27 protein-coding genes are annotated in these 13516 nt (G+C 53.9%); all 27 read left to right on the forward strand.

The features are described from left to right. Window positions 1-3 precede the first annotated feature (3 nt). The 27 genes from rplD (at window position 4) to rplQ (ending at window position 13475) form a co-directional block, all read left to right on the forward strand. Window positions 4-624 (forward strand): 50S ribosomal protein L4, encoded by a 621-nt coding sequence (rplD, locus tag HWE17_RS02265; protein ID WP_034753197.1) that lies wholly within the window; start codon window positions 4-6, stop codon window positions 622-624. Further along, window positions 621-938: a 50S ribosomal protein L23 gene (gene rplW / locus HWE17_RS02270; RefSeq protein ID WP_010394398.1), complete on the forward strand. Its 318-nt coding sequence runs from the start codon at window positions 621-623 to the stop codon at window positions 936-938. The genes rplD and rplW overlap by 4 nt, the downstream gene beginning before the upstream one ends. After that, window positions 938-1765 (forward strand): 50S ribosomal protein L2, encoded by an 828-nt coding sequence (gene rplB / locus HWE17_RS02275; protein WP_034753198.1) that lies wholly within the window; start codon window positions 938-940, stop codon window positions 1763-1765. Before rplW ends, rplB begins: the two co-directional genes overlap by 1 nt. Before the next feature lie 10 nt (window positions 1766-1775). Then, window positions 1776-2051: a 30S ribosomal protein S19 gene (gene rpsS / locus HWE17_RS02280; RefSeq protein ID WP_008444295.1), complete on the forward strand. Its 276-nt coding sequence runs from the start codon at window positions 1776-1778 to the stop codon at window positions 2049-2051. Further along, complete coding sequence (rplV, locus tag HWE17_RS02285; RefSeq protein ID WP_170840583.1) at window positions 2048-2380, forward strand: 50S ribosomal protein L22; 333 nt, start codon at window positions 2048-2050, stop codon at window positions 2378-2380. Before rpsS ends, rplV begins: the two co-directional genes overlap by 4 nt. A gap of 9 nt (window positions 2381-2389) precedes the next feature. Next, window positions 2390-3214 carry a 30S ribosomal protein S3 gene (rpsC, locus tag HWE17_RS02290; RefSeq protein WP_034753199.1) on the forward strand — a complete coding sequence of 275 codons (825 nt, stop codon included), beginning with the start codon at window positions 2390-2392 and terminating at the stop codon, window positions 3212-3214. 2 nt (window positions 3215-3216) lie between these two features. Then, window positions 3217-3636 (forward strand): 50S ribosomal protein L16, encoded by a 420-nt coding sequence (rplP, locus tag HWE17_RS02295; protein WP_034753201.1) that lies wholly within the window; start codon window positions 3217-3219, stop codon window positions 3634-3636. 12 nt (window positions 3637-3648) lie between these two features. Continuing rightward, entirely contained in the window at window positions 3649-3840 is a 192-nt protein-coding gene (rpmC, locus tag HWE17_RS02300) for a 50S ribosomal protein L29 (RefSeq protein WP_010394412.1), read from the forward strand. Continuing rightward, window positions 3837-4109, forward strand: coding sequence for a 30S ribosomal protein S17 (gene rpsQ, locus HWE17_RS02305; protein WP_010394415.1), 273 nt, complete (start codon window positions 3837-3839; stop codon window positions 4107-4109). Before rpmC ends, rpsQ begins: the two co-directional genes overlap by 4 nt. A 253-nt stretch (window positions 4110-4362) precedes the next feature. Then, entirely contained in the window at window positions 4363-4731 is a 369-nt protein-coding gene (gene rplN, locus HWE17_RS02310) for a 50S ribosomal protein L14 (RefSeq protein WP_008444317.1), read from the forward strand. Between the two features lie 9 nt (window positions 4732-4740). After that, the gene (rplX, locus tag HWE17_RS02315) at window positions 4741-5055 is read left to right on the forward strand and encodes a 50S ribosomal protein L24 (protein ID WP_034753204.1); all 315 of its coding nucleotides are present in this window, start codon (window positions 4741-4743) and stop codon (window positions 5053-5055) included. 6 nt (window positions 5056-5061) lie between these two features. Beyond that, a complete protein-coding gene (rplE, locus tag HWE17_RS02320) occupies window positions 5062-5601 on the forward strand; it encodes a 50S ribosomal protein L5 (RefSeq protein ID WP_010394421.1) in 540 nt (179 codons plus the stop codon). 2 nt (window positions 5602-5603) lie between these two features. Beyond that, window positions 5604-5909 carry a 30S ribosomal protein S14 gene (gene rpsN / locus HWE17_RS02325; protein ID WP_010394423.1) on the forward strand — a complete coding sequence of 102 codons (306 nt, stop codon included), beginning with the start codon at window positions 5604-5606 and terminating at the stop codon, window positions 5907-5909. A gap of 14 nt (window positions 5910-5923) precedes the next feature. Next, window positions 5924-6319 (forward strand): 30S ribosomal protein S8, encoded by a 396-nt coding sequence (gene rpsH, locus HWE17_RS02330; protein ID WP_034753208.1) that lies wholly within the window; start codon window positions 5924-5926, stop codon window positions 6317-6319. A gap of 10 nt (window positions 6320-6329) precedes the next feature. Next, window positions 6330-6863, forward strand: coding sequence for a 50S ribosomal protein L6 (rplF, locus tag HWE17_RS02335; RefSeq protein WP_034778281.1), 534 nt, complete (start codon window positions 6330-6332; stop codon window positions 6861-6863). Window positions 6864-6876: 13 nt separating this feature from the next. Next, a complete protein-coding gene (gene rplR / locus HWE17_RS02340; protein ID WP_010394431.1) occupies window positions 6877-7239 on the forward strand; it encodes a 50S ribosomal protein L18 in 363 nt (120 codons plus the stop codon). Window positions 7240-7248: 9 nt separating this feature from the next. Continuing rightward, window positions 7249-7767, forward strand: a complete 519-nt coding sequence (gene rpsE / locus HWE17_RS02345; RefSeq protein ID WP_010394433.1) for a 30S ribosomal protein S5 — start codon at window positions 7249-7251, stop codon at window positions 7765-7767. A 10-nt stretch (window positions 7768-7777) separates the two neighbouring features. Beyond that, complete coding sequence (rpmD, locus tag HWE17_RS02350) at window positions 7778-7957, forward strand: 50S ribosomal protein L30 (protein ID WP_010394435.1); 180 nt, start codon at window positions 7778-7780, stop codon at window positions 7955-7957. A gap of 30 nt (window positions 7958-7987) precedes the next feature. Then, complete coding sequence (gene rplO, locus HWE17_RS02355; protein WP_034753211.1) at window positions 7988-8419, forward strand: 50S ribosomal protein L15; 432 nt, start codon at window positions 7988-7990, stop codon at window positions 8417-8419. Window positions 8420-8451: 32 nt separating this feature from the next. Beyond that, window positions 8452-9786: a preprotein translocase subunit SecY gene (gene secY / locus HWE17_RS02360; protein ID WP_010394438.1), complete on the forward strand. Its 1335-nt coding sequence runs from the start codon at window positions 8452-8454 to the stop codon at window positions 9784-9786. Between the two features lie 18 nt (window positions 9787-9804). Then, complete coding sequence (infA, locus tag HWE17_RS02365; protein WP_005663428.1) at window positions 9805-10023, forward strand: translation initiation factor IF-1; 219 nt, start codon at window positions 9805-9807, stop codon at window positions 10021-10023. A gap of 42 nt (window positions 10024-10065) precedes the next feature. Continuing rightward, window positions 10066-10179: a 50S ribosomal protein L36 gene (rpmJ, locus tag HWE17_RS02370; RefSeq protein ID WP_010394471.1), complete on the forward strand. Its 114-nt coding sequence runs from the start codon at window positions 10066-10068 to the stop codon at window positions 10177-10179. Window positions 10180-10193: 14 nt separating this feature from the next. Continuing rightward, window positions 10194-10559, forward strand: a complete 366-nt coding sequence (gene rpsM, locus HWE17_RS02375) for a 30S ribosomal protein S13 (protein ID WP_046681666.1) — start codon at window positions 10194-10196, stop codon at window positions 10557-10559. Window positions 10560-10576: 17 nt separating this feature from the next. Then, window positions 10577-10981, forward strand: a complete 405-nt coding sequence (gene rpsK, locus HWE17_RS02380) for a 30S ribosomal protein S11 (RefSeq protein ID WP_010394475.1) — start codon at window positions 10577-10579, stop codon at window positions 10979-10981. Window positions 10982-11239: 258 nt separating this feature from the next. Further along, the gene (gene rpsD, locus HWE17_RS02385) at window positions 11240-11863 is read left to right on the forward strand and encodes a 30S ribosomal protein S4 (RefSeq protein ID WP_010394478.1); all 624 of its coding nucleotides are present in this window, start codon (window positions 11240-11242) and stop codon (window positions 11861-11863) included. A 108-nt stretch (window positions 11864-11971) separates the two neighbouring features. After that, a complete protein-coding gene (gene rpoA, locus HWE17_RS02390; RefSeq protein ID WP_008444343.1) occupies window positions 11972-12949 on the forward strand; it encodes a DNA-directed RNA polymerase subunit alpha in 978 nt (325 codons plus the stop codon). 133 nt (window positions 12950-13082) lie between these two features. Beyond that, window positions 13083-13475: a 50S ribosomal protein L17 gene (rplQ, locus tag HWE17_RS02395; protein ID WP_034753219.1), complete on the forward strand. Its 393-nt coding sequence runs from the start codon at window positions 13083-13085 to the stop codon at window positions 13473-13475. The last annotated feature ends 41 nt before the right edge of the window (window positions 13476-13516 follow it).

Here is a 13516-nt window from a genome sequence, read left to right on the forward strand (position 1 = left end):
ACGATGGAACTCAAGCTTCTGAATGCGCAAGGTCAAGCCGCCTCGAACGTTGCTGCAGCCGATACGATTTTCGGCCGTGACTACAATGAAGCGCTGATCCACCAAGTCGTCATCGCTTATCAAGCGAATGCACGTAGTGGTAACCGCAAGCAAAAAGACCGTGAAGAAGTTCACCACACGACGAAAAAGCCATGGCGCCAAAAAGGTACCGGCCGCGCTCGTGCTGGTATGTCGTCGTCGCCACTGTGGCGCGGCGGTGGTCGGATTTTCCCGAACTCGCCTGACGAAAACTTCACCCACAAAGTGAACAAAAAGATGTATCGCGCAGGTATCTGCTCGATCCTGTCGCAGCTGGCCCGCGAAGAGCGCCTGATCGTCATCGACGATCTGACGATCGACGCGCCAAAAACCAAGCTGCTGTCGCAAAAATTGAACGGCCTGGGCTTTGATTCGGTTCTGATCATCACCGACGTTCTGAACGAAAACCTGGAACTGGCATCGCGCAACCTGCCTAACGTACTCGTCGTTGAGCCACGTCACGCAGACCCGATGTCCCTGGTGTTCTACAAGAAGATCCTGGTCACCAAAGCTGCATTGGCCAAGATTGAGGAGATGCTGGCATGAGCGCGATTTTGAAACATAGCGAAGAACGCTTGATGAAGGTGCTGTTGGCGCCCGTGATTTCCGAAAAGGCCACCATGGTCGCGGAAAAGAACGAGCAAATTGTATTCCGCGTACTGCCGGATGCAACCAAGCCTGAAATCAAGGCAGCGGTCGAACTGCTGTTCAAGGTTGAAGTTCTGTCCGTGCAAACTGCAAACCGCGAAGGTAAGCAAAAGCGCACCGGCAAGTTCAACGGTCGTCGTAACCATACCAAGCGTGCTTTCGTGTGCCTGAAGCCTGGCCAGGAAATCAACTTCTCCGAGGAGGCTGCATAATGGCACTCGTTAAGATGAAACCAACCTCGCCAGGCCGTCGCGGCATGGTGAAGGTGGTGAATGCCGACCTGTACAAAGGTCGTCCATTCGCTGCCCTGGTTGAAAAGAAATCCAAGACCGCTGGTCGTAACAACAACGGTCACATCACCACCCGTCATATCGGTGGTGGTCATAAGCAACACTACCGCTTGATCGACTTCAAGCGCACCAAAGATGGTATTCCAGCGAAAGTGGAACGTATCGAATACGATCCAAACCGCACCGCGAATATCGCTCTGCTGTGCTACGCCGACGGCGAACGTCACTACATCATCGCAACCAAAGGCATGGCCGTTGGCGACAGCGTGATGAACGGTTCGGAAGCACCGATCAAATCGGGTAACTGCTTGCCAATCCGTAACATCCCAGTCGGTACCGTGATGCATTGCGTCGAAATGCTGCCAGGTAAAGGTGCCCAAATGGCACGTACCGCCGGCGCTGGCGTTGTGCTGATGGCACGTGAAGGTACCTACGCTCAAGTGCGTCTGCGCTCGGGTGAAGTACGTCGCGTGCACATCGAGTGCCGTGCAACGGTTGGTGAAGTCGGCAATGCCGAGCACAGCCTGCGTAAAATCGGTAAAGCTGGTGCGATGCGCTGGCGCGGTGTTCGTCCTACCGTTCGCGGTGTGGTCATGAACCCGGTCGATCACCCGCACGGTGGTGGTGAAGGTAAAACAGCAGCTGGTCGTCATCCAGTTTCGCCATGGGGCCAACAGACCAAGGGTAAGAAAACACGCAGCAACAAGCGTACGACTTCCATGATCGTCTCGCGCCGCGGCAAGAAATAAGGGGTAGCACATGACACGTTCATTGAAAAAAGGGCCGTTCTGTGACGCCCACCTGGTGAAAAAAGTTGAAGCCGCGCAAGCAGCCAAAGACAAAAAGCCAATCAAAACCTGGTCGCGTCGTTCGACAATCATGCCTGACTTCATCGGCCTGACGATCGCGGTTCATAACGGCAAGCTGCACGTGCCGGTTTATGTTTCCGAAAACATGGTTGGTCACAAGCTCGGCGAATTCGCACTGACCCGTACGTTCAAGGGCCATGCAGCTGACAAAAAGGCTAAGAAATAATGGAAACTAAAGCTATCCTCAAAGGTGTGCGCCTGTCGGACCAAAAGGGCCGCCTGGTTGCTGACCTGATCCGTGGCAAGAAAGTTGACGCTGCACTCAACATCTTGCAATTCAGCCCGAAAAAAGGTGCTGCGATCATCAAGCGTGTTCTGGAATCGGCAATCGCCAATGCGGAACACAATGATGGCGCGGACATCGACGAATTGTTCGTGAAAACGATCTACGTCGAAAAGGGCCCGGTCCTGAAGCGCTTCACCGCGCGTGCAAAAGGCCGTGGCGACCGTATTTCGAAACAATCCTGTCACGTTTACGTGACTGTCGGTAACTAAGGAGCCACGATGGGTCAGAAAATTCATCCAACCGGTTTCCGTCTGGCGGTCACCCGTAACTGGGCTTCGCGCTGGTATGCAGGCAACGGTAATTTCGCTGCCATGCTGAACGAAGACTTGAAAGCACGTGCTTACCTGAAAAAGAAACTGAAGAACGCTTCCGTTGGCCGCATCGTTATCGAGCGCCCAGCCAAGAACGCGCGCTTCACGATCTACAGCTCGCGTCCAGGCGTGGTCATTGGTAAAAAAGGCGAAGACATCGAAGTACTGAAGTCCGCGCTGACCAAGATCATGGGCGTACCTGTTCACGTGAACATCGAAGAAATTCGCAAGCCAGAAATCGACTCGCAACTGATCGCCGATTCGATCGCTCAGCAGCTGGAAAAACGGATCATGTTCCGCCGCGCCATGAAGCGTGCAATGCAAAATGCAATGCGCCTGGGTGCTCTCGGTATCAAGATCATGTCGTCCGGCCGTCTGAACGGTATCGAAATCGCGCGTAAAGAGTGGTACCGCGAAGGCCGCGTGCCTCTGCATACCCTGCGCGCCGATATCGACTACGGTACCAGCGAAGCGTCGACCACCTACGGCATCATCGGTGTCAAGGTGTGGGTATACAAAGGTGACCGCGCGCCTAACGGCGATGCACCAGTCATCGATACCCCAGCTGACGAGAAGAAAAGCCGCGGCCCACGCCGTGACGATGGCAAGCCAGCTGGCCGTCCACGTCCAGCCGGTGCCGGTGCGAAACCATCCACAGCACCAGGTGCACGTGTGCGTACCGCCGCTAAACCGGCCGCCGCAGCAGCACCAGCTGAGAAAGCAGGAGAATAATCATGCTGCAACCAGCACGCAGAAAGTATCGTAAAGAGCAGAAAGGCCGTAATACCGGTATTTCGCACAGCCGCGGCACCGCCGTGTCGTTTGGCGAATTCGGTCTGAAGGCAGTTGCGCGCGGTCGTATCACTGCGCGTCAAATTGAAGCGGCGCGTCGTGCAATGACGCGTCACATCAAGCGCGGTGGCCGTATCTGGATCCGTATTTTCCCGGACAAACCGATTTCGAACAAACCGGCTGAAGTCCGTATGGGTAACGGTAAAGGTAATCCTGAGTACTACGTCGCTGAAATTCAGCCAGGCAAAGTACTGTACGAAATGGATGGCGTTGATGAAGCGCTGGCACGGGAAGCATTCCGTCTTGCCGCCGCTAAACTGCCACTGGCGACGACGTTTGTCATCCGCCAAGTCGGCCAATAATTGGAGTTGTATATGAAAGCATCTGAACTCCGCGGCAAGGACCAGCCAGCTCTGCAAAAAGAGCTGAATGACCTGTTGAAGGCACAGTTCGGCCTGCGCATGCAAATCGCTACGCAGCAGCTGAGCAACACTTCGCAGCTCAAGAAGGTACGCCGCGATATCGCGCGTGTGAAGACGGTAATGAATCTGAAGGAAGCCAAATGAACGAACCAGTGAAACAGTCGCTCAAGCGCACGCTGATCGGTAAAGTGGTTTCGGACAAGATGGACAAGACCGTTACCGTTCTGATCGAGCGCCACGTAAAACATCCTTTGTATGGCAAGATCATCATGCGCTCGAACAAGTATCACGCGCATGACGAGACCAACCAAGTCAAGGCCGGTGACACGGTCGAGATCCAGGAAGGTCGCCCGATCTCCAAAACGAAGGCATGGACGGTGACACGTGTGGTTCAAGCCGCACCAACCGTTTAAATAAAAACCACCGTTTCGGCGGTGGCTTTTAATTAGTACTTGCAGGCCCGCAAATTGTATGTAATACTTGCGGGCTTCGTTCATGTAACGCCGCAAAGTGTCTGGCCACAGACAGTAGCATTCGCGGTCAGTTGATGTATGAAGGTCATGCACCCAAACAGTGAAGCCCAGCAGGGCGGCTCTGGCGGGACCAAGACTGACCGTGGGTCTACATTGTGTGGATTCTTCGGCTTAAGTTGGGAAAGAGAATACTATGATTCAAACTGAAAGCCGGCTCGAAGTGGCTGACAATACCGGTGCCAAAGAAGTAATGTGCATCAAGGTATTGGGCGGCTCCAAGCGCCGTTATGCTGGCATTGGCGATGTGATCAAGGTAACCGTTAAGGTTGCTGCGCCACGTGGCCGTGTCAAAAAAGGTGAAATTTATAACGCCGTGGTTGTGCGCACCGCTAAAGGTGTTCGCCGCCAAGACGGTTCCCTGGTGAAGTTCGACGGCAATGCCGCCGTTCTGTTGAACGCCAAGCTGGAACCGATCGGTACCCGTATTTTTGGACCTGTCACACGCGAACTGCGTACTGAGAAGTTCATGAAAATCGTGTCCCTGGCACCGGAAGTCCTGTAAGGAGTCGTAATGGATAAGATTCGTAAAAACGACGAAGTCATCGTTCTGACCGGGAAAGACAAGGGCAAACGTGGTGTGGTACAGCAGCGTATCGATGCTGAACATATCGTGGTTGACGGCATTAACATCGCTAAAAAAGCGACTAAGCCAAACCCGATGACTGGCGTAACTGGTGGTATCGTCGATAAGACCATGCCAATTCACGTGTCCAACGTTGCATTGTTTAATGCAGCGACTGGCAAGGCAGATCGCGTGGGTTTCAAAGAAGTGGACGGCAAGAAAGTTCGCATCTTTAAATCCTCCGGCGAAGTAGTGAAGGCTTAAGAAATCATGGCACGTCTCCAAGAATTCTATAAAGAAAAAGTCGTTGCCGACCTGACCAGCAAGTTTGGTTACAAGTCGGTAATGGAAGTTCCACGCCTGACCAAGATCACCCTGAACATGGGTGTTGGTGAGGCTATCGCGGATAAAAAAGTTCTCGAGCACGCAGTTGCTGACTTGACCAAGATCGCCGGCCAGAAGCCAGTGACCACCAAGTCCCGCAAAGCGATCGCAGGCTTCAAAATCCGTGAAGGTTACCCGATCGGTACGATGGTCACCCTGCGCGGCGCTCGCATGTACGAGTTCCTGGATCGCTTCATTACCGTGGCTCTGCCGCGCGTACGCGATTTCCGTGGTGTGAACGGCCGTGCATTTGATGGTCGTGGCAACTACAACATCGGTGTCAAGGAACAGATCATTTTCCCTGAAATCGAATACGACAAGATTGACGCGTTGCGCGGTATGAATATCAGCATCACGACAACCGCTAAGACCGATGACGAAGCCAAAGCTTTGCTCGCCGCCTTTAAATTCCCTTTCAGGAACTGATCATGGCCAAACTGTCACTGATTAATCGTGAGATCAAGCGTGCTGACCTGGTGGCGAAATTCGCCCCTAAGCGCGAAGCTCTCAAGGCCATCGTCGATGACCAATCGAAATCGGAAGAAGAGCGCTACGAAGCTCGCCTGAAACTGCAGGCGCTGCCACGTAACTCGAACCCGACGCGTCAACGTAACCGTTGCGCCATCACTGGTCGTCCGCGCGGCACATTCCGTAAATTCGGTCTGGGTCGTATCAAGCTCCGTGAATTCGCCATGCGTGGTGAAATTCCGGGTATGACAAAAGCAAGCTGGTAATAGGAGAATATGCAATGAGTATGAGCGATCCTATCGCCGATATGCTGACCCGCATTCGCAATGCACAAGGCGTGCAAAAGACGACCGTGGCCATGCCATCGTCGAAAGTCAAAATTGCGATTGCCAGCGTCCTGAAGGACGAGGGTTACATTGAAGATTTCGCTGTTGCCGAAGCTGGTGGCAAAGCGGAACTGAAAATCGGTTTGAAGTATTATGTTGGCCGTCCCGTCATTGAGCGCTTGGAGCGCGTGTCCCGTCCGGGTCTGCGCGTCTACAAGGGTAAAGACGAGATCCCTGTTGTGATGAATGGCTTGGGTGTGGCGATCGTGTCGACTCCGCAAGGCGTCATGACTGACCGCAAAGCACGCGCTACCGGTGTCGGCGGCGAAGTTATTTGCTACGTGGCTTAAGGAGTTACACATGTCTCGAGTAGCTAAAATGCCTATCGTAGTGCCAGCTGGCGCCGAAGTCGCCATCTCCGCACAAGCGATCACCGTAAAAGGCCCGCTGGGCGTACTTTCCCAGGCCCTCACCGGCCAGGTCAAAGTGGAAAACAATGCAGGAACCCTGAGTTTCGACGTGGCGAACGACAGCCGCGAAGCCAATGCCATGTCCGGCACGCTGCGCGCACTGGTCAACAACATGGTTGTTGGCGTCACCAAGGGTTTCGAGAAAAAGCTGAACCTGGTAGGCGTGGGTTACAAGGCGCAAGCTCAAGGCGACAAGCTGAATCTGTCCCTGGGTTTCTCGCACCCTGTAGTGCATGACATGCCAGCTGGCGTTACCTGCGCAACACCAACCCCGACCGAGATCCTGATTAAAGGTATCGACCGTCAACAGGTTGGCCAGGTAGCCGCTGAAGTTCGTGCTTACCGCGCTCCTGAGCCTTATAAAGGCAAGGGCGTTCGCTATGCGGACGAAGTGGTTAAGCTTAAAGAAACCAAGAAGAAGTAATTAGGGGCTGACGATGGATAAGAAAGAATCACGGCTTCGCCGCGGACGCCAAACCCGCATCAAGATTGCGGAATTGAAAGTAAATCGCTTGTCGGTGCATCGCACCAACCTGCACATTTACGCCAACCTGATCAGCCCGGACGCTAAAGTCCTGGTTTCGGCCTCGACGGCTGAAGCGGAAGTTCGCGCTGAACTGGCAGGCCAATCCGGCAAAGGCGGCAATGCCGCTGCTGCAGCCTTGATCGGCAAGCGCGTCGCTGAAAAAGCGTTGAAAGCAGGGATTACCGAAGTTGCGTTTGACCGCTCCGGTTTCCGTTACCACGGCCGTGTGAAAGCGTTGGCAGAAGCCGCACGCGAAGCCGGTCTGAAGTTCTAAGGATCAATCATGGCAAAAATGCAAGCAAAAATGCAAAGCGACAAGCCGGATGATGGCATGCGCGAAAAAATGATCGCGATCAACCGCGTGACCAAAGTGGTCAAGGGTGGTCGTATCATGGGTTTCGCCGCGCTGACCGTAGTTGGTGATGGCGATGGCCGCGTCGGCATGGGCAAGGGCAAATCGAAAGAAGTGCCAGTTGGCGTGCAGAAGGCAATGGAAGAAGCCCGTCGCAACCTGATCAAAGTACCGCTCAAAAACGGCACCTTGCATCACACGGTTGTTGGTCGTCACGGCGCCTCCAAGGTCCTGATGAACCCAGCTAAGCCTGGTACTGGCGTTATCGCTGGTGGCGCAATGCGCGCTATCTTCGAAGTGATGGGCGTGACGGACGTGGTGGCGAAATCCACCGGTTCGAACAACCCATACAACCTGGTACGCGCTACGCTGGACGGCCTGTCGAAAATGAGCACTGCTTCCGATATCGCTGCCAAGCGCGGCAAGTCGGTCGAAGACATTCTGGCTTAAGGTGGACAAAATGACAAACACAGTCAAAGTGCAATTGGTCAAGGGCTTGATCGGTACGCGCGAATCGCATCGCGCTACCGTGCGCGGTCTGGGTCTGCGTCGTGTAAATTCGGTTTCCGAATTGCAAGACACCCCATCCGTACGCGGCATGATCAATAAAGTATCGTATCTCGTTAAAGTTGTCGGGTAAGCCTTCGGGCTTACACGAACGGAGCAAATCATGGAATTGAATACTATTGCACCAGCCGAAGGCGCTAAGCACTACAAGCGTCGCGTCGGTCGCGGTATCGGCTCCGGCCTGGGTAAAACCTCGGGTCGTGGTCACAAAGGTCAGAAATCGCGTTCGGGCGGCTTTCATAAAGTCGGTTTCGAAGGCGGTCAGATGCCTCTGCAACGCCGTCTGCCTAAGCGCGGTTTCAAATCGATGCACGCAACCTTCAAAGCTGAAGTGCGCCTGTCCGATCTGAACAACCTGGCTGTTGGCGATGTCGACATTCTGGTCTTGAAGCAAGCTGGCGTTCTGGGCGTGTTGGCCCGTGACGTGCGCGTGATCTTGTCCGGCGAAATCACCAAAGCGGTGAATTTGAAGGGCTTGAAAGTGTCCGCTGGCGCGAAAGCAGCCATCGAAGCAGCCGGCGGCTCGGTAGCCTGAGTTGACCGCTAACAGCTTGATCGGAGCGAAAATTGGCGACTAATCCACAACTTGCTAAAAGTGCAGCGGCCGGTTTCCCTTGGGGACGGCTCTGGTTTTTGCTTGGCGCATTGGTGGTTTATCGTATCGGTGCTCACGTCCCGGTTCCCGGGATTGACCCGACACAATTAGCCTCGCTGTTCAAGGAGCACGAAGGCGGCGTCCTGGGCATGTTCAACATGTTCTCGGGCGGTGCCTTGTCTCGTTTTACAGTGTTTGCGCTGGGTATCATGCCTTATATCTCGGCCTCGATCATCATGCAATTGCTGTCGATCGTGTCACCGCAGATGGAAGCGTTGAAAAAAGAAGGCGAAGCAGGTCGTCGCAAGATCACCCAGTACACCCGGTATTTCACGGTTGCCCTGGCACTGTTCCAAGCGTTAGGCATTGCAGTCGCACTGGAGTCGCAAGCTGGTCTGGTGTTGGAACCTGGTCTTGCATTCCGCTTCGTGACGGTCGTCACTTTGTTGACCGGAACAATGTTTTTGATGTGGTTGGGTGAGCAAATTACCGAGCGTGGCTTGGGGAATGGCATCTCGATCATCATTTTTGCCGGGATTGCAGCAGGTCTGCCGTCGGCGTTGGGTGGCTTGTTCACTCAAGTGTCGAATGGTTCGATCGGCAGCTTCAGCGCGATTTTCATCGTGATCCTGGTAGCACTGGTAACGTACTTCGTCGTATTCGTCGAACGTGGTCAGCGCAAAATATTGGTCAACTATGCGAAGCGCCAGGTAGGCAACAAGATTTATGGCGGTCAAACCAGCCATTTGCCGTTGAAGCTGAACATGGCCGGCGTGATCCCGCCGATCTTTGCTTCTTCGATCATCTTGTTCCCGGCCACTATCGTGGACTGGTTTTCAAAGGGCGCCGACAACGCTAACCCTGCGGTGCGGTTCTTGAAAGATTTGGCAGCATCGATGGGGCCTGGTGAGCCTATCCATGCGCTGTTGTACGCAGTGGCGATCGTGTTTTTCTGTTTCTTCTATACAGCGCTGGTATTTAACAGCAAGGAAACAGCGGATAACTTGAAGAAAAGCGGTGCGTTCATTCCCGGGATCCGTCCAGGCGAACAGACAGCCCGTTACATCGACAAGATCCTGACACGCTTGACACTTGCCGGCGCAGTCTACATCACCCTGGTGTGTTTATTGCCGGAATTTATGCAAGCCCAGTGGAAAGTACCATTCTATTTCGGCGGTACTTCTTTATTGATTATTGTAGTTGTCACCATGGATTTCATGGCGCAAGTACAGAACTACGTGATGTCGCAGCAATATGATTCGCTGCTGCGCAAAGCAAATTTCAAGGGCGGAATTCCGACGCGTTAAGCGCGGTAAACATACCGAATGGCAAAAGACGACGTCATACAGATGCAGGGCGAGATTCTTGAGAATCTCCCAAATGCAACATTTCGAGTGAAGCTGGAGAACGGACACGTGGTGCTCGGGCATATTTCAGGTAAAATGCGGATGAACTATATTCGCATTCTCCCTGGAGACAAGGTGACGGTGGAGTTAACGCCGTACGACCTGAGCCGAGCCCGCATTGTGTTCCGTACCAAGTAACACACTGAATCAAACCAAAGAAGCGAAAGAAAGAGCCCAAAAATGAAAGTTCTCGCATCAGTCAAGCGGATCTGCCGCAACTGCAAGATCATCAAGCGCAAAGGCGTAGTCCGCGTTATCTGCGTGGAACCACGTCACAAGCAGCGTCAAGGTTAATCGAGGAATAACAAATGGCACGTATTGCAGGGGTTAATATCCCAAATCATCAGCATACCGTTATCGGCCTGACGGCCATCTACGGTGTGGGCCGTCCACGCGCAGAGAAAATCTGTGCATCGACCGGTGTAGCAACCAACAAAAAGATCAAAGATCTGGATGACAGCGAACTGGAAAAGCTGCGCGATGAAGTAGGTAAATTCATCGTCGAAGGCGATCTGCGTCGTGAACTGTCCATGAACATCAAGCGTTTGATGGATCTGGGTTGCTACCGCGGCATGCGTCATCGTAAGGGTCTGCCTTGCCGTGGCCAGCGTACGCGTACGAACGCACGTACCCGCAAGGGACCGCGTAAAGCCGCTCAATCGCTGAAAAAATAATCCGCTAGGGAATAATTATGGCTAAGTCGCAAAATAACGCCGCATCAGCACGCGTGCGTAAAAAAGTTAAAAAGAACGTCGCTGAAGGCATCGCACATGTCCACGCTTCGTTCAATAACACCATCATTACCATCACCGATCGTCAAGGCAATGCCTTGTCGTGGGCTACCTCCGGCGGTGCAGGCTTCAAGGGTTCGCGTAAATCGACCCCATTCGCAGCGCAGGTCGCCGCGGAAGCCGCTGGTAAAGTGGCTGTTGAGTGTGGCGTCAAGAACCTGGAAGTACGTATCAAGGGCCCAGGTCCTGGTCGTGAATCCGCCGTTCGCGCGCTGAACAACCTGGGCATCAAGATCACCGAGATCCAGGACGTGACGCCGGTACCGCACAACGGTTGCCGTCCACCGAAACGTCGTCGTATCTAAGATAGTGTTGCAGAGGGCGCTTCGGCGCCAGCTGCTTTGCTGTCTGTTGTAACTCAGTACAGTTGTGTGAAAACGCTGGAGCAGGGAGCCGGAAACGGTTATACTGCCCGGCTGTTCTTGCCTGTCAAATCCTGTTTGACGGGTTTTTCGTTTTCAGCCACCGTCTGATTGAAACCAAATCAGACTAGCGCCTAACCGCATCAGTGTGTTTGATCATGCATGTGGCTGGGGCGTTATCATTTAAAAAAAGGAAGTATCGTGGCACGTTATATCGGACCTAAAGCAAAACTTTCCCGCCGTGAAGGTACAGACCTGTTCCTGAAGAGCGCACGTCGCTCGCTGGACAGCAAGTGCAAACTGGACGTCAAGCCAGGCCAGCACGGTGTCAAATCCGGCGCCCGCACCTCGGACTACGGTAACCAACTGCGCGAAAAGCAAAAAGTCAAGCGCATGTACGGCGTGCTGGAACGTCAATTCCGCCGCTACTTCGCTGAAGCAGACCGTCGTAAAGGCAACACCGGCGAAACGCTGTTGAAGTTGCTGGAAACGCGTCTGGACAACGTTTGCTACCGCATGGGCTTTGGCTCGACCCGCGCTGAAGCGCGTCAATTGGTCAGCCACAAAGCGTTCACCGTGAACGGTATCGTTGTGAACATCGCTTCGTACGCAGTTAAAGTTGGCGACATCGTTGCTGTTCGTGAAAAATCGAAAAAGCAAGTGCGTATCGTTGAAGCACTGTCGCTGGCTGAACAAGTTGGTATGCCTAGCTGGGTTTCGGTTGATGCCAAGAAAATGGAAGGTACTTTCAAGTCCCTGCCAGAGCGTAACGAAATCGCTAACGACGTCAACGAATCGCTGATCGTCGAGCTGTACTCGCGTTAATAGCAGTTAGCACCATCACCGCCCACTCGTTTTCTTTCGGGTGGGCGTTTTACTAATGCCATCAGCCTTATCGGTGTAATGAGCCGAGGGTATTGAAAAGGACATTTCATGCAAAACAGTTTGTTGAAGCCACGTATTATCGATGTTGAAGCTCTCGGTGCAGGTCACGCCAAGGTCGTGATGGAACCGTTCGAGCGCGGCTATGGCCACACATTGGGTAACGCGTTGCGCCGCGTTCTGCTGTCGTCGATGGTAGGCTACGCGCCGACCGAAGTGACGATCGCTGGCGTCGTCCACGAATATTCCTCCCTCGATGGCGTGCAAGAAGACGTCGTCGATCTGTTGCTGAACTTGAAGGGTGTGGTTTTCAAAGTCCACAACCGCGATTCGGTAACCCTGACCCTGAAAAAAGAAGGCGAAGGCGCGATCCTGGCCTCCGATATCGACCTGCCGCATGACGTCGAACTGATCAACCCTGACCACGTGATCGCCCACCTGACCGCTGGTGGCAAGCTGGACATGCAGATCAAGGTTGAAAAAGGCCGCGGCTACGTTCCTGGTAACGTGCGTCGCCTGTCGGAAGACACGAACAAGACCATCGGCCGCATCATTCTGGATGCGTCGTTCTCGCCAGTGCGCCGCGTATCGTACTTCGTTGAATCGGCTCGCGTTGAACAACGTACCGACCTGGACAAGCTGATCATCAACATCGAAACCAACGGCGTAATCTCGCCGGAAGAAGCGATCCGCCAGTCGGCCCGCGTTCTGGTGGACCAGTTGAATGTGTTCGCCGCCCTGGAAGGCACGGAAGCCGCCGCCGAAGCGCCATCGCGCGCTCCGCTGGTCGATCCTATCCTGTTGCGTCCAGTCGACGACCTGGAGTTGACCGTGCGTTCGGCGAACTGCCTGAAAGCGGAAAACATCTACTACATCGGCGACCTGATCCAACGTTCGGAAAACGAACTGCTGAAAACGCCAAATCTGGGCCGCAAGTCCCTGAACGAAATCAAGGAAGTGCTGGCATCGCGCGGCTTGACCTTGGGCATGAAGCTGGAAAACTGGCCGCCTGCCGGCCTGGAAAAGTAATTCGTAGTTGTAGCAAACTGCCTGGGACAGGTGTCCCAGGCTTTTATTTTGTAGTACCAAACCGGCCCGCGATGAAGCTTCTGCCTCATTGATCGAAGAGCTGGAATTTAAACACTCACCGAAAGGATTTATCATGCGTCACGGTCACGGCCTCCGTAAACTGAATCGTACCTCGTCCCACCGTCTGGCAATGCTGCGCAACATGACAGTATCGCTGCTGCGTCACGAAGCGATCAAAACCACCCTGCCAAAAGCAAAAGAACTGCGCCGCGTTGTCGAGCCAATTCTGACCCTGGGCAAAACCGATTCCCTGGCAAACAAGCGTCTGGCCTTCAACCGCCTGCGCGACCGTGAAATGGTCGTCAAACTGTTCGCTGAACTGGGCCCACGTTTCGCCAACCGTAACGGTGGTTATGTACGTATCCTGAAAATGGGTTTCCGCGTCGGCGATAACGCTCCTATGGCGTTCGTTGAACTGATGGATCGTCCAGATACGACCGAAGCAGTTGAAGTTGCTGGCGAGTAATCCCAGTAATTGCATCTGAGAAAGCCAGGCCTAGCCTGGCT

This window comes from Janthinobacterium sp. BJB401 (assembly GCF_013372745.1).
Lineage (GTDB): Bacteria > Pseudomonadota > Gammaproteobacteria > Burkholderiales > Burkholderiaceae_D > Janthinobacterium > Janthinobacterium rivuli.

Bases quoted from the DNA above. Each gene is read 5' to 3' on its own strand.
- rplD (WP_034753197.1), top strand. From the start codon at position 4: ATGGAACTCAAGCTTCTGAATGCGCAAGGTCAAGCCGCCTCGAACGTT.
- rplW (WP_010394398.1), top strand. From the start codon at position 621: ATGAGCGCGATTTTGAAACATAGCGAAGAACGCTTGATGAAGGTGCTG.
- rplB (WP_034753198.1), top strand. From the start codon at position 938: ATGGCACTCGTTAAGATGAAACCAACCTCGCCAGGCCGTCGCGGCATG.
- rpsS (WP_008444295.1), top strand. From the start codon at position 1,776: ATGACACGTTCATTGAAAAAAGGGCCGTTCTGTGACGCCCACCTGGTG.
- rpsC (WP_034753199.1), top strand. From the start codon at position 2,390: ATGGGTCAGAAAATTCATCCAACCGGTTTCCGTCTGGCGGTCACCCGT.
- rplP (WP_034753201.1), top strand. From the start codon at position 3,217: ATGCTGCAACCAGCACGCAGAAAGTATCGTAAAGAGCAGAAAGGCCGT.
- rpmC (WP_010394412.1), top strand. From the start codon at position 3,649: ATGAAAGCATCTGAACTCCGCGGCAAGGACCAGCCAGCTCTGCAAAAA.
- rpsQ (WP_010394415.1), top strand. From the start codon at position 3,837: ATGAACGAACCAGTGAAACAGTCGCTCAAGCGCACGCTGATCGGTAAA.
- rplN (WP_008444317.1), top strand. From the start codon at position 4,363: ATGATTCAAACTGAAAGCCGGCTCGAAGTGGCTGACAATACCGGTGCC.
- rplX (WP_034753204.1), top strand. From the start codon at position 4,741: ATGGATAAGATTCGTAAAAACGACGAAGTCATCGTTCTGACCGGGAAA.
- rplE (WP_010394421.1), top strand. From the start codon at position 5,062: ATGGCACGTCTCCAAGAATTCTATAAAGAAAAAGTCGTTGCCGACCTG.
- rpsN (WP_010394423.1), top strand. From the start codon at position 5,604: ATGGCCAAACTGTCACTGATTAATCGTGAGATCAAGCGTGCTGACCTG.
- rpsH (WP_034753208.1), top strand. From the start codon at position 5,924: ATGAGTATGAGCGATCCTATCGCCGATATGCTGACCCGCATTCGCAAT.
- rplF (WP_034778281.1), top strand. From the start codon at position 6,330: ATGTCTCGAGTAGCTAAAATGCCTATCGTAGTGCCAGCTGGCGCCGAA.
- rplR (WP_010394431.1), top strand. From the start codon at position 6,877: ATGGATAAGAAAGAATCACGGCTTCGCCGCGGACGCCAAACCCGCATC.
- rpsE (WP_010394433.1), top strand. From the start codon at position 7,249: ATGGCAAAAATGCAAGCAAAAATGCAAAGCGACAAGCCGGATGATGGC.
- rpmD (WP_010394435.1), top strand. From the start codon at position 7,778: ATGACAAACACAGTCAAAGTGCAATTGGTCAAGGGCTTGATCGGTACG.
- rplO (WP_034753211.1), top strand. From the start codon at position 7,988: ATGGAATTGAATACTATTGCACCAGCCGAAGGCGCTAAGCACTACAAG.
- infA (WP_005663428.1), top strand. From the start codon at position 9,805: ATGGCAAAAGACGACGTCATACAGATGCAGGGCGAGATTCTTGAGAAT.
- rpmJ (WP_010394471.1), top strand. From the start codon at position 10,066: ATGAAAGTTCTCGCATCAGTCAAGCGGATCTGCCGCAACTGCAAGATC.
- rpsM (WP_046681666.1), top strand. From the start codon at position 10,194: ATGGCACGTATTGCAGGGGTTAATATCCCAAATCATCAGCATACCGTT.
- rpsK (WP_010394475.1), top strand. From the start codon at position 10,577: ATGGCTAAGTCGCAAAATAACGCCGCATCAGCACGCGTGCGTAAAAAA.
- rpoA (WP_008444343.1), top strand. From the start codon at position 11,972: ATGCAAAACAGTTTGTTGAAGCCACGTATTATCGATGTTGAAGCTCTC.
- rplQ (WP_034753219.1), top strand. From the start codon at position 13,083: ATGCGTCACGGTCACGGCCTCCGTAAACTGAATCGTACCTCGTCCCAC.